Genomic DNA, 13,796 nt, shown 5'->3' on the forward strand with positions numbered 1-13,796 from the left:
ACGCAACCCCCGGCAGGAAACGCCGGAGCCCGGACACCGTGACGGCGTCCGGGCTCCGGCGGAAGACCGCCTGGGCGGTGCTTACAGACCGGCGGCGGCGCGCAGCGCGTCGACGCGGTCGGTGCGCTCCCAGGTGAAGTCGGGCAGTTCGCGGCCGAAGTGGCCGTACGCGGCGGTCTGGGCGTAGATCGGGCGCAGCAGGTCGAGGTCGCGGATGATCGCGGCCGGGCGGAGGTCGAAGACCTCGCCGATGGCGTGCTCGATCTTCTCGGTCTCGATCGCGGCGGTGCCGAAGGTCTCCACGAAGAGGCCCACCGGCTCGGCCTTGCCGATCGCGTAGGCGACCTGGACCTCGCAGCGGGCGGCGAGGCCGGCGGCGACGACGTTCTTGGCGACCCAGCGCATGGCGTAGGCGGCCGAGCGGTCCACCTTCGACGGGTCCTTGCCGGAGAAGGCGCCGCCGCCGTGGCGGGCCATGCCGCCGTAGGTGTCGATGATGATCTTGCGGCCGGTGAGGCCGGCGTCGCCCATCGGGCCGCCGATCTCGAAGCGCCCGGTCGGGTTGACCAGCAGGCGGTAGCCCTCGGTGTCGAGCTTGATGCCGTCCTCGATGAGCTGGTTCAGCACGTGCTCGACCACGAACTCGCGGATGTCGGGCGCGAGCAGCGAGTCGAGGTCGATGTCGCTGGCGTGCTGCGAGGAGACGACGACGGTGTCGAGCCGGACGGCCTTGTCGCCGTCGTACTCGATGGTGACCTGGGTCTTGCCGTCGGGGCGCAGGTACGGGATGGTCCCGTTCTTACGGACCTCGGACAGCCGGCGGGAGAGCCGGTGCGCGAGGAAGATCGGCAGCGGCATGAGCTCGGGGGTCTCGTCGCAGGCGTAGCCGAACATCAGGCCCTGGTCGCCCGCGCCCTGCTTGTCGAGCTCGTCCTCATCGCCCTCGACCCGCTTCTCGTACGCGGTGTCGACGCCCTGGGCGATGTCCGGGGACTGGGCGCCGATGGACACCGAGACGCCGCAGGAGGCGCCGTCGAAGCCCTTCTTGGAGGAGTCGTAGCCGATCTCCAGGACCTTGTTGCGGACCAGCGTCGGAATGTCGGCGTACGCCTTGGTCGTGACCTCACCCGCGACGTGCACCAGACCGGTGGTGATCAGGGTCTCGACGGCGACGCGCGAGGACGGGTCCTCGCGCAGGAGCGCGTCGAGAATGGTGTCGCTGATCTGGTCGGCGATCTTGTCGGGGTGACCCTCGGTCACGGACTCCGAGGTGAAGAGACGGCGGGACACATCGCTCCCTGGGGTTGCAGCGGCTGCTGGCTGATCATTGGCCGGACCGTCCGGGAGCTGCGCCCGGCATGGTCCAGGGAGCAGTTTATCGGTCGGCTCCGCCCGGTGGACAACATGTCTCGCCCTTTGGCCTTCCTGTGATGTGTCGCACCACGGCCGGAAGACCCCGGAAGCCCGCTGCCGCAAGGTCCGGGACCGGGTCGCGGGGATGCCGCCGGCCCCGGCGTGTCATCCGAAATTCATCCCAGGCGCGCCGCGACGAGGTCCCACACCGTGTCGGCCAGGGCCTCCTTGGGCCCGTACGGGACGGGGGTCTCGGTGCCGTCGGCGGCGAGCACCACGGCCTCGTTCTCCTCGGAGCCGAAGGTCTTGCGCTCCCCGACCTCGTTGACCACCAGCAGGTCGCAGCCCTTGCGGCGGAGCTTCTGGCGGCCGTTGGCCAGGACGTCGTCGGTCTCGGCGGCGAAGCCGACGACGATCTGCCCGGGCGCGGCGCGCTCGGCGGAGACCTCGGCGAGGATGTCCGGGTTGCGGACGAGTACGACCGGGGCGGGCTCCTGGCCGTCCTTCTTCTTGATCTTGCCGGTGGCGTACTCGGCGGGCCGGAAGTCGGCGACGGCGGCCGCCATGACCACGACGTCGGCGTCCCGGGCCGCCTTCAGCACGGCCTCGCGCAGCTGGGTCGCGGTGCCGGCGCGGACGACGTCGGCGCCGGACGGGTCGGGCAGCCCGGTGTTGGCCTCGACCAGGGTGACCCGGGCGCCGCGCGCGACGGCGGTGCGGGCCAGCGCGTAGCCCTGCTTGCCGGAGGAGCGGTTGCCGAGGTAGCGGACCGGGTCGAGGGGTTCCCTCGTACCGCCGGCGCTGATCACCACGTGCCGGCCGGCGAGGTCGGGGGCGGCCGTGCCCCGGGCGAGGACCCGGCGGCAGACCTCGTGGATCTCGCTCGGGTCGGGCAGCCGGCCCTTGCCGGTGTCGACGCCGGTGAGGCGGCCGACGGCGGGCTCGATGACGACGGCGCCCCGGCGTCGCAGCGTCGCCACGTTCTCCCGGGTGGCGGGGTGCTCCCACATCTCGGTGTGCATGGCCGGGGCGAAGACGACCGGACAGCGGGCGGTGAGCAGGGTGTTGGTGAGCAGGTCGTCGGCGAGGCCGTGGGCGGCCTTGGCCAGCATGTCGGCGGTGGCGGGGGCGACGACGACGAGGTCGGCGTGCTGCCCGATCCGGACGTGCGGCACCTCGTGGACGTCGTTCCAGACCTCGGTGGAGACGGGGTGGCCGGAGAGCGCCGACCAGGTGGCGGCGCCGACGAAGTGGAGGGCGGACGCGGTGGGGACGACCTGTACGTCGTGGCCGGACTCGGTCAGCCGGCGCAGCAGCTCGCACGCCTTGTACGCGGCGATGCCGCCGCTGACCCCCAGAACGACCTTCGGCTTGTCCACTGCGTCTCCCCGCACTCGGTTGCGTACGCCTCCATGCTGCCTCACGGGTACCCGCACCGGACGGTCGGCCCGGACACACACCTGGGGCCCGGCGGATGTCCGCCGGGCCCCGGGTGAAGGTGCGTCGTCGCCGCTTACTGCGCGGGGCCCTCGATGGCCTCGGACGTGAGCAGGCCCGCGTTGATCTCGCGGAGCGCGATCGAGAGCGGCTTCTCGTGCACGTGGGTGTCGACGAGCGGACCGACGTACTCAAGGAGGCCCTCACCGAGCTGCGAGTAGTACGCGTTGATCTGGCGCGCGCGCTTGGCGGCGTAGATCACGAGGCTGTACTTCGAGTCGGTTGCTTCGAGGAGCTCATCAATCGGCGGGTTGATGATGCCCTCGGGCGTGGTGATGGAAGAGGACACGCTCTGCCTTCCGAAGGGGATGAAGATCAAAGAATTCTTTGACAGTCAGGGGCTTGGGTGCCGGGCCCCGCTGCCGGTGTTTCACTCGCCGGCGGCGCGGTGGCCGGAAGCCTCCAGCATCAAGGCTAGCAGCTCACGTGCCACGTCCTCGACGGAGGTGTTGACGAGCGTCGTGTCGAACTCCGCTTCGGCGGCCAGTTCCACCTTGGCGGCGCCGAGCCGGCGTTCGATCACCTCGGGCGCCTCGGTCCCCCGGCCGGTGAGCCGGCGGACCAGCTCCTCCCAGCTCGGCGGGGCGAGGAAGACGAGCTGGGCCTCGGCCATCGACTGGCGGACCAGCCGGGCACCCTGGAGGTCGATCTCCAGGAGCACCGGCTCCCCCGCCTCCAGCCGCTCCTGCACGGCGCGGCGCGGCGTGCCGTAGCGGTTGCCGGCGAACTCGGCCCACTCCAGCAGCTCACCGTTGGCGATCAGCTTGTCGAACTCCTCGTCGTCCACGAAGAAGTAGTGGACGCCGTTGCGTTCGCCGGGGCGGGGCTTGCGGGTCGTCGCCGACACCGAGAGCCACACCTCGGGGTGGACCTTGCGCATATGCGCGACGACCGTGCTCTTGCCGACCCCCGAGGGGCCGGAGAGCACGGTCAGCCGCGGACGTGCGTCCGGGGGTACGGGGGACGTCCCCCGGGATGTTGCAGCCATGGAGCGATTATCCAGGTTCTCAGGGGTGCCTGAGAACGTCAGGCGGCGGTGCCGCCGAACTCGCGCTCCAGGGATGCGATCTGGTTGGAGCCAAGACCCCGCACACGACGGCTCTCGGAGATGCCGAGCCGCTCCATGATCTGCTTGGCACGGACCTTGCCCACGCCGGGCAGGGACTCCAGCAGGGCGGAGACCTTCATCTTGCCGATGACGTCGTTCTCCTGGCCCGACTTGATGACCTCGTGGAGGGAGGCGCCGGAGTGCTTGAGTCGATTCTTGACCTCGGCCCGCTCCCGGCGAGCCGCGGCGGCCTTTTCGAGCGCGGCTGCGCGCTGTTCAGGGGTAAGGGGCGGAAGAGCCACGCCTACGTCACCTCGGATGTCGATCTGTCGGATACGGACCGGTGAGGCGGCGGAATCGCCCCTCACCTGCTGAGCCGCGAACACCCCGTGCGCGTCGGCTCTCGACGGAGACTAGCGGCCAAGGCCGCCGGAGTCAGCGAGAACAGACGAAAAGTCCTGGTCAGCCTCTGCCGACCAGGACTTTTCAGGCATAACCACCGAGTTTTTTCGTCAGGATTCCGTCAACACACGGTGAACGTGGCAGGGTCAGCGGTCCGAGACGGCCGCGCGGACCTCGTCGGCGAACCGTTCGGCGGCCCCGCGCAGCCCCGCCACGTCCGGGCCGTGGCGCAGCACGCCCCGGCTGACGCTGGGCACCACATTGCGGACCGCGTCGCCGAAAACGCCCGGCAGATCGGCCGGGGTCGCCCCCTGCGCGCCGATGCCCGGGGCGAGCAGCGGCCCGTTGATGGCGAGGTCCACGCCCGCGTCGCCGAGCGTGGCGCCGACGACCGCGCCGACCGAGCCGAGCGGGGCGGCGCCCGCGTTCTCGGCGGCCATGTGGTCGAGCATCAGCTGCGCCAGCGGACGGCCGTCGGCGGCGGTGGCGCGCTGCACCTCGGCGCCCTCCGGGTTGGAGGTCAGCGCGAGGACGAAGACGCCGGCGCCGGAGACCGCCGCCGCGTCGAGCGCCGGCCGCAGCGAGCCGAAGCCGAGGTACGGCGAGACCGTGACCGCGTCCGAGAACAGCGGCGAGTCCTTGTCCAGGTAGGTCGCCGCGTAGGCGGCCATGGTGGAGCCGATGTCGCCGCGCTTGGCGTCCATCAGGACCAGGGCGCCGGCCGCGCGCGCCTCCTCGACGGCCTTCTCCAAAACGGCGACACCGCGTGAGCCGAACCGCTCGAAGAACGCGGACTGCGGCTTGAGCACCGCGACCCGGTCGGCCAGTGCCTCGACGACCGTACGGGTGAAGCGCTCCAGGCCCGCCACGTCGTCGGGGAGCCCCCAGGCGCTGAGCAGGGAGGCGTGCGGGTCGATGCCGACGCAGAGCGGGCCACGGGTGTCCATGGCGTGGCGCAGCCGGGCGCCGAAGGGTTCCAGGGTCATTTCGCGGCCTTCCGGGTTTCCGCGCCGACGGCGTCGGCGAGCGTGGCGTACGGGGAGGCGGCCAGGCGCGCGGCCAGGCCCTTGTGGATCGCGCGGGCGTAGAACGGGCCCTCGTAGATGAAGGCGCTGTAGCCCTGGACGAGGGTGGCGCCGGCCAGGATGCGCTGCCAGGCGTCCTCGGCGTTCTCGACGCCGCCGACGCCCACCAGGGTGATCCGGTCCCCCACGCGCCGGTAGAGGCGGCTCAGGACCTCCAGGGAGCGTTCCTTGAGGGGGGCGCCGGACAGACCGCCGGTCTCCTTCACCAGGGCCGCCGGGGACTTCAGGCCCAGGCTCTCGCGGGCGATGGTGGTGTTGGTGGCGATGATGCCGTCCAGGCCCAGCTCGACGGCCAGGTCGGCGACCGCGTCCACGTCCTCGTCCGCGAGGTCCGGGGCGATCTTGACGAGCAGCGGGACGCGGCGGTGGGTGACGGTGCGGTCGGCCGCCTCGCGCACGGCGGTGAGCAGCGGGCGCAGCGACTCGGTGGCCTGGAGGTTGCGCAGGCCGGGGGTGTTGGGCGAGGAGACGTTGACGACGAGGTAGTCGGCGTGGGCGGCCAGGCGCTCGGTGGACTTCACGTAGTCGGCGGCGGCGTCGGCCTCGGGGACCACCTTGGTCTTGCCGATGTTGACGCCGAGGGTGGTGCGGAAGACCGGGGTGCGGGCGGCCAGGCGCTCGGCGACGGCGGCCGAGCCCTCGTTGTTGAAGCCCATGCGGTTGATCAGCGCGCGGTCCGCGACCAGGCGGAACAGCCGCTGCTTGGGGTTGCCGGGCTGCGGCTCGCCGGTGACGGTGCCGATCTCGACGTGGTCGAAGCCGAGCATCGCCATGCCGTCGATCGCGACGGCGTTCTTGTCGAACCCGGCGGCGAGCCCGAAGGGGCCGTGCATCCGCAGGCCCAGGGCCTCGGTGCGCAGCTCCTTGTACCGGGGGGCGAGGGCGGCGGCCAGGAAGGTGCGCAGCACGGGGACGCGGGCGGCCAGGCGGATCCAGCGGAAGGCCAGGTAGTGGGCCTGCTCCGGGTCCATGCGTTTGAAGACCAGCTGGAAGAAGAACTTGTACATCGGTGTCCTCATGAAGAGGGGGACACCGTTTCCGGTGTCCCCCTTGTGGGCTTCCTAGTCGCGGGCCGCGGTGAGATGTTCCGCGTGTTCCTGGAGGGAACGGACGCCGACGTCCCCGTTGTTGAGGGCGTCGATGCCCTGGACGGCCGCGGCGAGTGCCTGGACCGTGGTCAGGCAGGGCACCGAACGGGAGACGGCCGCGGTGCGGATCTCGTAGCCGTCGAGCCGGCCGCCGGTCCCATACGGGGTGTTGACGATGAGGTCGACACCGCCGTCATGGATCAGCTGGACGATGGTCGGCTCGCCGTTCGGACCGGCGCCCTCGGACTGCTTGCGCACGACCGTGGCGTTGATGCCGTTGCGCTTCAGGACCTCGGCGGTGCCGGAGGTGGCCAGCAGCTCGAAGCCGTGGGCAACCAGCTCACGGGCCGGGAAGATCATCGAGCGCTTGTCGCGGTTGGCGACCGAGATGAAGGCGCGGCCCTTGGTGGGCAGCGGCCCGTAGGCGCCGGCCTGCGACTTGGCGTACGCGGTGCCGAAGACCGAGTCGATGCCCATGACCTCGCCGGTGGAGCGCATCTCCGGGCCGAGGATGGTGTCGACGCCGCGGCCGTGGATGTCGCGGAAGCGCGACCACGGCATGACGGCCTCCTTGACGGAGATCGGCGCGTCCAGCGGCAGCGTGCCGCCGTCGCCGGTCTTCGGCAGCAGGCCCTCCTCGCGCAGCTCGGCGACGGTCGCGCCCAGCGAGATCCGGGCGGCGGCCTTGGCGAGCGGGACCGCGGTCGCCTTCGAGGTGAAGGGCACGGTCCGGGAGGCGCGCGGGTTGGCCTCCAGGACGTAGAGGATGTCGCCGGACAGCGCGAACTGGATGTTGATCAGACCACGGACGCCGACGCCCTTGGCGATGGCCTCCGTGGAGGCGCGCAGCCGCTTGACGTCGTGGCCGCCGAGGGTGATCGGGGGCAGCGCGCAGGCGGAGTCGCCGGAGTGGATGCCGGCCTCCTCGATGTGCTCCATGACGCCGCCGAGGTAGAGCTCGGTGCCGTCGTAGAGGGCGTCGACGTCGATCTCGATGGCGTCGTCCAGGAAGCGGTCGACCAGGACCGGCCGGGTGGGGCTGATCTCGGTGGACTCGGAGATGTACGCGGAGAGCCGGGCCTCGTCGTACACGATCTCCATGCCGCGCCCGCCGAGCACGTACGACGGGCGTACGAGGACGGGGTAGCCGATCTCGTCGGCGATCTCCTTGGCCTCGGCGAAGGTAGTGGCGGTGCCGTGCTTGGGGGCGGGCAGGCCGGCCTCGGCCAGGACGCGGCCGAAGGCGCCGCGGTCCTCGGCAGCGTGGATCGCCTCCGGGGAGGTGCCGACGACGGGCACGCCGTTGTCCTTGAGCGCCTGCGACAGGCCCAGCGGGGTCTGGCCGCCGAGCTGGACGACGACGCCCGCGATCGGGCCCGCCAGGGACTCGGCGTGCACGATCTCCAGCACGTCCTCGAGCGTCAGCGGCTCGAAGTACAGGCGGTCGGAGGTGTCGTAGTCGGTGGAGACCGTCTCCGGGTTGCAGTTGACCATCACGGTCTCGTAGCCGGCGTCGCTGAGCGCGAAGGAGGCGTGGACGCAGGAGTAGTCGAACTCGATGCCCTGGCCGATGCGGTTGGGGCCGGAGCCCAGGATGATCACCGCGGGCTTGGTGCGGGACGCGACCTCGGTCTCCTCGTCGTAGGAGGAGTAGAAGTACGGGGTCTTCGCGGCGAACTCGGCGGCGCAGGTGTCGACCGTCTTGTAGACCGGGCGGATGCCGAGCGCGTGGCGGACCTCGCGGACGACGTCCTCGCGCAGATCGCGGATCTCGGCGATCTGGACGTCCGAGAAGCCGTGCCGCTTGGCCTCGGCCAGCAGCTCGGGGCCGAGCTTGTCGGCGGCGGCCAGCTCGTCGGCGATCTCCTTGATCAGGAAGAGCTGGTCCACGAACCAGGGGTCGATCTTCGTGGCGTCGAAGACCTCCTCCTGCGTGGCGCCGGCCCGGATCGCCTGCATGACGGCGTTGATCCGGCCGTCGGTCGGGCGGACCGCCTCGGCCAGCAGCTCGGCCTTGTCGCCCGGGTCGCCGGTGAAGGTGAACTGCGAGCCCTTCTTCTCCAGCGAGCGCAGGGCCTTCTGAAGGGCCTCGGTGAAGTTCCGGCCGATCGCCATGGCCTCGCCCACCGACTTCATGGTGGTGGTGAGGGTGGAGTCGGCGGAGGGGAACTTCTCGAAGGCGAACCGAGGGGCCTTCACGACGACGTAGTCGAGGGTCGGCTCGAAGGAGGCCGGGGTCTTCTCGGTGATGTCGTTGGGGATCTCGTCCAGCGTGTAGCCGACGGCCAGCTTGGCGGCGATCTTGGCGATCGGGAAGCCGGTGGCCTTGGAGGCGAGCGCCGAGGAGCGGGAGACGCGCGGGTTCATCTCGATGACGATGACGCGGCCGTCGGTGGGGTCGATCGCGAACTGGATGTTGCAGCCGCCGGTGTCGACGCCGACCTCGCGGATGATCGCGATGCCGATGTCGCGCAGCCGCTGGTACTCGCGGTCGGTGAGGGTCATCGCCGGGGCGACGGTGATCGAGTCGCCGGTGTGGACGCCCATCGGGTCGAAGTTCTCGATGGAGCAGACGACCACGACGTTGTCGTTGCGGTCGCGCATCAGCTCCAGCTCGTACTCCTTCCAGCCGAGGATGGACTCTTCGAGCAGCACCTCGGTGGTCGGCGAGAGCGTGAGGCCCTGGCCGGCGATGCGGCGCAGCTCCTCCTCGTCGTGGGCGAAGCCGGAGCCGGCGCCGCCCATGGTGAAGGAGGGGCGGACGACGACGGGGTAGCCGCCGAGCGTGTCGACGCCGGCGAGGATGTCGTCCATGGAGTGGCAGATGACCGAGCGGGCGGACTCGCCGTAGCCGATCTTCTCCTTGACGGCCTCCACGACGCCCTTGAAGAGGTCGCGGTCCTCGCCCTTGTTGATGGCCTCGACGTTGGCGCCGATCAGCTCGACGCCGTACTTCTCCAGGACACCGTTCTCGTGCATGGAGATCGCGGTGTTCAGCGCGGTCTGGCCGCCGAGGGTCGGGAGCAGCGCGTCGGGGCGCTCCTTGGCGATGATCTTCTCGACGAACTCGGGGGTGATCGGCTCGACGTACGTGGCGTCGGCGATCTCCGGGTCGGTCATGATCGTCGCCGGGTTGGAGTTCACCAGGATGACGCGCAGGCCCTCGGCCTTGAGCACGCGGCACGCCTGGGTGCCGGAGTAGTCGAATTCGGCGGCCTGCCCGATGACGATCGGGCCGGAGCCGATGACCAGGACGGACTGGATATCGGAGCGCTTAGGCACGCTGGCCCTCCATCAGGGAAACGAAGCGGTCGAAGAGGTACGCGGCGTCGTGCGGGCCGGCGGCCGCCTCGGGGTGGTACTGGACGCTGAAGGCCGGCCGGTCGAGCAGCTGAAGGCCCTCGACCACCTGGTCGTTCAGGCATACGTGGGAGACCTCGGCACGCCCATAGGCGGTGTCGGAGACCTGGTCGAGGGGGGCGTCGACGGCGAAGCCGTGGTTGTGCGCGGTGACCTCGACCTTGCCGGTCGAGCGGTCCTGCACGGGCTGGTTGATGCCGCGGTGGCCGTACTTCAGCTTGTACGTGCCGAAGCCGAGCGCGCGGCCCAGGATCTGGTTGCCGAAGCAGATGCCGAAGAGCGGGGTCTTCCGTTCCAGGACGCCCCGCATCAGCGCGACCGGGTGGTCGGCGGTGGACGGGTCGCCGGGGCCGTTGGAGAAGAAGACGCCGTCCGGGGCGACCGCGTAGACCTCCTCCAGGGTGGCGGTGGCGGGCAGCACATGGACCTCGATGCCGCGCTCGGCCATCCGGTGCGGGGTCATGCCCTTGATGCCGAGGTCGACCGCGGCGACCGTGAACTTCTTGGTGCCGATCGCGGGGACGACGTACGCCTCCTTGGTGGCGACCTCGGCGGACAGGTCGGCGCCCTTCATCTCGGGGGCCTCCTGGACGCGGGCCAGCATCGCCGCCTCGTCGGTGACCGCGTCGCCGGAGAAGATGCCGACGCGCATGGCGCCGCGCTCGCGCAGGTGGCGGGTGAGGGCGCGGGTGTCGACGCCGCTGATGCCGACGACGCCCTGGTTCGCCAGCTCCTCGTCCAGGGTGCGGCGGGAGCGCCAGTTGGAGGGGGTGCGGGCGGGGTCGCGGACGACGTAGCCGGAGACCCAGATCTGCTGGGACTCGGGGTCCTCGTCGTTGACGCCGGTGTTGCCGACGTGCGGGGCGGTCATCACGACGACCTGACGGTGGTACGAGGGGTCGGTCAGCGTCTCCTGGTAGCCGGTCATGCCGGTGGAGAAGACCGCCTCGCCGAAGGTCTCCCCCACAGCCCCGTAGGCGCGGCCGCGGAAGCTGCGGCCGTCCTCCAGGACGAGTACGGCGGGAACCTGGGCTCCCCGGGTGGAGGTCGTCATCGCGCGATGCCTTCCGTAGTGCTGGTGAGGTGGTTGACGGCGTCGACCCAGGCGGGGTGTTCGGCCGAGTGGTCGGAGCGGAATCCGGAGTCGATCAGCCGGTCGCCGAGCGCCCAGGTGATGACGAGGAGTCCGCCCTCGGGCAGGACCTTGCCCGCCAGTGCCTTCTCGGTGCGGGCGCCGCGCAGGTCGGCGGCCGGGACGAAGAAGTCCGCGGCGCCGGGCCGTACGACGTCGAGGCCCTCGGTGGTGAGGGTGAGCTCGACGCGGCTGCGGGTGCCGAGGCCGTGCGCGACGATCCGGTCGAGCCACTGCCCGGCCGTGGTCGACGCGTGGTAGCGGCCGGAGAGGGTGAGCAGCTTCTCGCCGTCCGCGAAGCCCGCCGGCGCGGTGGCCGGGGCGGGCAGGTCGGACTGGAGGTTTCCGCGCCACTTCCAGCCCTGGCGCATCAGCCAGTAGACGAACACGACGAGGACGACGAGTCCGATCACCCAGCTGATCCGTGCGGACCAGTCGGTCACTTCCGCCGACTTCTGCTCGGCGGCGAGTTGGTACAGGGTCTGTGTTGTCACGCGAGCTTCCCGTCGACGACCGTGGCACGGCCCCGCAGGAAGGTGTGGGTCACTCGGCCCGGCAGCTCGCGCCCCTCGTACGGGGTGTTGCGGCTGCGGGAGGCGAAGCCCGCGGGGTCCACCTCACCACGGTATGCCGGATCGACCAGCGTGAGGTTGGCGGGCTCACCCGCCGAGACGGGACGGCCGTGTCCTTCGAGCCGCCCGATGGCCGCGGGGCGGGCCGACATGCGGTCGGCGACGCCGGCCCAGTCGAGCAGCCCGGTCTCGACCATCGTCTGCTGGACGACGGAGAGCGCGGTCTCCAGGCCCACCATGCCCATGGCGGCCGCGGCCCACTCGCAGTCCTTGTCCTCGTGCGGGTGCGGGGCGTGGTCGGTGGCGACGCAGTCGATGGTGCCGTCGGCCAGCGCCTCGCGCAGCGCCAGCACATCGGCCTCGGTGCGCAGCGGCGGGTTCACCTTGTAGACCGGGTTGTAGCTCCGGACGAGCTCGTCGGTGAGGAGGAGGTGGTGCGGGGTGACCTCGGCGGTGACGTTCCAGCCCTTGGACTTGGCCCAGCGCACGATTTCCACGGAGCCCGCGGTCGACAGGTGGCAGATGTGGACCCGGGAGCCGACGTGCGCGGCGAGCAGGACGTCGCGGGCGATGATCGACTCCTCGGCGACGGCGGGCCAGCCGCCGAGGCCCAGTTCGGCCGAGACGACGCCCTCGTTCATCTGGGCGCCCTCGGTGAGGCGGGGCTCCTGGGCGTGCTGGGCGACGACGCCGTCGAACGCCTTCACGTACTCCAGGGCGCGGCGCATGATGACCGCGTCGTCCACGCACTTGCCGTCGTCGGAGAAGACCTTCACACCGGCGGCGGAGTCGTGCATGGCGCCGAGCTCGGCGAGCTGCTTGCCCTCCAGGCCGACGGTGACGGCGCCGACGGGCTGGACGTCGCAGTAGCCGGACTCCTTGCCGAGGCGCCAGACCTGCTCGACCACACCGGCGGTGTCGGCGACCGGGAAGGTGTTGGCCATGGCGTGGACGGCGGTGAAGCCGCCGGCCGCGGCGGCCTTGGTGCCGGTGAGGACGGTCTCGGAGTCCTCGCGGCCGGGCTCGCGCAGATGGGTGTGGAGGTCGACCAGGCCGGGCAGCAGGACCTGTCCGGCCGCCTCGATCACGGTGGCGTCGCCGGCGTCGAGGCCGGTGCCGACGGCGGCGATGGTCTCGCCGTCGATGAGGACGTCCTGCGGGTCGCCGCCGAGCACCTTCGCACCGCGGATAAGGATCTTGCTCATGGTTACTTGTTCTCCTCGGTACGGGCGGCGGAAGGGGTGCGCGTAGCGCTTCGATCAAGGGTGGCGGCGGGCGACGGGTGGGCGGACTCGTAGCCGCCGAGCAGCAGGTAGAGCACGGCCATCCGGATGGAGACGCCGTTGGCGACCTGCTCCACGACCGTGCAGCGGTCGGAGTCGGCGACCTCGGCGGTGATCTCCATGCCGCGGACCATGGGCCCGGGGTGCATGACGACGGCGTGCTCGGGCATGCGCGCCATCCGCTCCGCGTCCAGGCCGTAGCGGCGCGAGTACTCGCGCTCGGTCGGGAAGTAGGCGGCGTTCATCCGCTCGCGCTGCACACGGAGCATCATCACAGCGTCGGACCGGTGCAGCACGTCGTCCAGGCTGTAGCTGACGTCGCAGGGCCACTGCTCGACGCCGACCGGGACCAGGGTGGGCGGGGCGACGAGGGTGACATGGGCGCCGAGCGTGTTCAGCAGGTGCACGTTGGAGCGGGCGACCCGGCTGTGCAGGATGTCGCCGACGATGGTGATCCGGCGGCCGTCGAGGTCCTTGCCGAGTCCGGTGTCGGCGCCGACGAGCCTGCGGCGCATCGTGAAGGCGTCCAGGAGGGCCTGGGTGGGGTGCTCATGGGTGCCGTCGCCCGCGTTGACGACGGCGCCGTCGATCCAGCCGGAGGTGGCCAGCCGGTACGGGGCTCCGGAGGCGCCGTGGCGGATGACGACGGCGTCGGCGCCCATCGCCTCCAGGGTCAGGGCGGTGTCCTTGAGGGATTCGCCCTTGGAGACGGACGAGCCCTTGGCGGAGAAGTTGATGACGTCGGCGGACAGCCGCTTGGCGGCCGCCTCGAAGGAGATGCGGGTACGCGTCGAGTCCTCGAAGAAGAGGTTGACGACGGTCCGGCCGCGCAGGGTCGGGAGCTTCTTGATCGGCCGGTCCGCGACCCTGGCCATCTCCTCGGCGGTGTCGAGGATCAGGACGGCGTCGTCGCGGGTGAGGTCGGCGGCCGAGATGAGGTGGCGCTTCATCTGGGTGTTCTCCGGGTTGCTGGAGG

The 13,796-nt window shown here is 71.0% G+C and carries 12 protein-coding genes; all 12 read right to left on the reverse strand.

From position 1 onward, the window contains the following. Positions 1 to 81 precede the first annotated feature (81 nt). Positions 82 to 1,290 (reverse strand): methionine adenosyltransferase, encoded by a 1,209-nt coding sequence (gene metK / locus OG338_RS03120; RefSeq protein ID WP_018103916.1) that lies wholly within the window; start codon positions 1,288 to 1,290, stop codon positions 82 to 84. A 239-nt stretch (positions 1,291 to 1,529) separates the two neighbouring features. Further along, positions 1,530 to 2,732, reverse strand: coding sequence for a bifunctional phosphopantothenoylcysteine decarboxylase/phosphopantothenate--cysteine ligase CoaBC (gene coaBC / locus OG338_RS03125; protein ID WP_405935854.1), 1,203 nt, complete (start codon positions 2,730 to 2,732; stop codon positions 1,530 to 1,532). A gap of 134 nt (positions 2,733 to 2,866) precedes the next feature. After that, positions 2,867 to 3,139, reverse strand: coding sequence for a DNA-directed RNA polymerase subunit omega (gene rpoZ, locus OG338_RS03130; protein WP_003970369.1), 273 nt, complete (start codon positions 3,137 to 3,139; stop codon positions 2,867 to 2,869). Positions 3,140 to 3,220: 81 nt separating this feature from the next. Next, positions 3,221 to 3,838, reverse strand: a complete 618-nt coding sequence (gene gmk / locus OG338_RS03135) for a guanylate kinase (RefSeq protein ID WP_405935855.1) — start codon at positions 3,836 to 3,838, stop codon at positions 3,221 to 3,223. Positions 3,839 to 3,876: 38 nt separating this feature from the next. Then, entirely contained in the window at positions 3,877 to 4,200 is a 324-nt protein-coding gene (locus OG338_RS03140) for an integration host factor (protein ID WP_018103912.1), read from the reverse strand. Between the two features lie 246 nt (positions 4,201 to 4,446). Then, positions 4,447 to 5,286 carry an orotidine-5'-phosphate decarboxylase gene (pyrF, locus tag OG338_RS03145; RefSeq protein ID WP_405935856.1) on the reverse strand — a complete coding sequence of 280 codons (840 nt, stop codon included), beginning with the start codon at positions 5,284 to 5,286 and terminating at the stop codon, positions 4,447 to 4,449. Then, the gene (locus OG338_RS03150) at positions 5,283 to 6,392 is read right to left on the reverse strand and encodes a quinone-dependent dihydroorotate dehydrogenase (protein WP_405940302.1); all 1,110 of its coding nucleotides are present in this window, start codon (positions 6,390 to 6,392) and stop codon (positions 5,283 to 5,285) included. Before OG338_RS03150 ends, pyrF begins: the two co-directional genes overlap by 4 nt. Positions 6,393 to 6,446: 54 nt before the next feature. Continuing rightward, a complete protein-coding gene (gene carB / locus OG338_RS03155; protein WP_405935857.1) occupies positions 6,447 to 9,755 on the reverse strand; it encodes a carbamoyl-phosphate synthase large subunit in 3,309 nt (1,102 codons plus the stop codon). Further along, a complete protein-coding gene (carA, locus tag OG338_RS03160) occupies positions 9,748 to 10,887 on the reverse strand; it encodes a glutamine-hydrolyzing carbamoyl-phosphate synthase small subunit (RefSeq protein ID WP_405935858.1) in 1,140 nt (379 codons plus the stop codon). Before carA ends, carB begins: the two co-directional genes overlap by 8 nt. Continuing rightward, on the reverse strand, positions 10,884 to 11,459 hold the full coding sequence (locus OG338_RS03165; protein WP_405935859.1) for a hypothetical protein: 576 nt from the start codon (positions 11,457 to 11,459) through the stop codon (positions 10,884 to 10,886). The genes carA and OG338_RS03165 overlap by 4 nt, the downstream gene beginning before the upstream one ends. Further along, positions 11,456 to 12,742, reverse strand: a complete 1,287-nt coding sequence (locus tag OG338_RS03170; protein ID WP_405935860.1) for a dihydroorotase — start codon at positions 12,740 to 12,742, stop codon at positions 11,456 to 11,458. The genes OG338_RS03165 and OG338_RS03170 overlap by 4 nt, the downstream gene beginning before the upstream one ends. A 2-nt stretch (positions 12,743 to 12,744) precedes the next feature. Continuing rightward, positions 12,745 to 13,770, reverse strand: coding sequence for an aspartate carbamoyltransferase catalytic subunit (locus OG338_RS03175; RefSeq protein WP_405940303.1), 1,026 nt, complete (start codon positions 13,768 to 13,770; stop codon positions 12,745 to 12,747). Positions 13,771 to 13,796: the final 26 nt, after the last annotated feature.

The organism is Streptomyces sp. NBC_00726, from assembly GCF_045161735.1.
GTDB lineage: Bacteria > Actinomycetota > Actinomycetes > Streptomycetales > Streptomycetaceae > Streptomyces.

Coding starts and splice junctions, on each gene's coding strand:
- gmk (WP_405935855.1), bottom strand. CDS start 3,838: ATGGCTGCAACATCCCGGGGGACGTCCCCCGTACCCCCGGACGCACGT.
- OG338_RS03175 (WP_405940303.1), bottom strand. CDS start 13,770: ATGAAGCGCCACCTCATCTCGGCCGCCGACCTCACCCGCGACGACGCC.
- carA (WP_405935858.1), bottom strand. CDS start 10,887: ATGACGACCTCCACCCGGGGAGCCCAGGTTCCCGCCGTACTCGTCCTG.
- OG338_RS03150 (WP_405940302.1), bottom strand. CDS start 6,392: ATGTACAAGTTCTTCTTCCAGCTGGTCTTCAAACGCATGGACCCGGAG.
- OG338_RS03170 (WP_405935860.1), bottom strand. CDS start 12,742: ATGAGCAAGATCCTTATCCGCGGTGCGAAGGTGCTCGGCGGCGACCCG.
- pyrF (WP_405935856.1), bottom strand. CDS start 5,286: ATGACCCTGGAACCCTTCGGCGCCCGGCTGCGCCACGCCATGGACACC.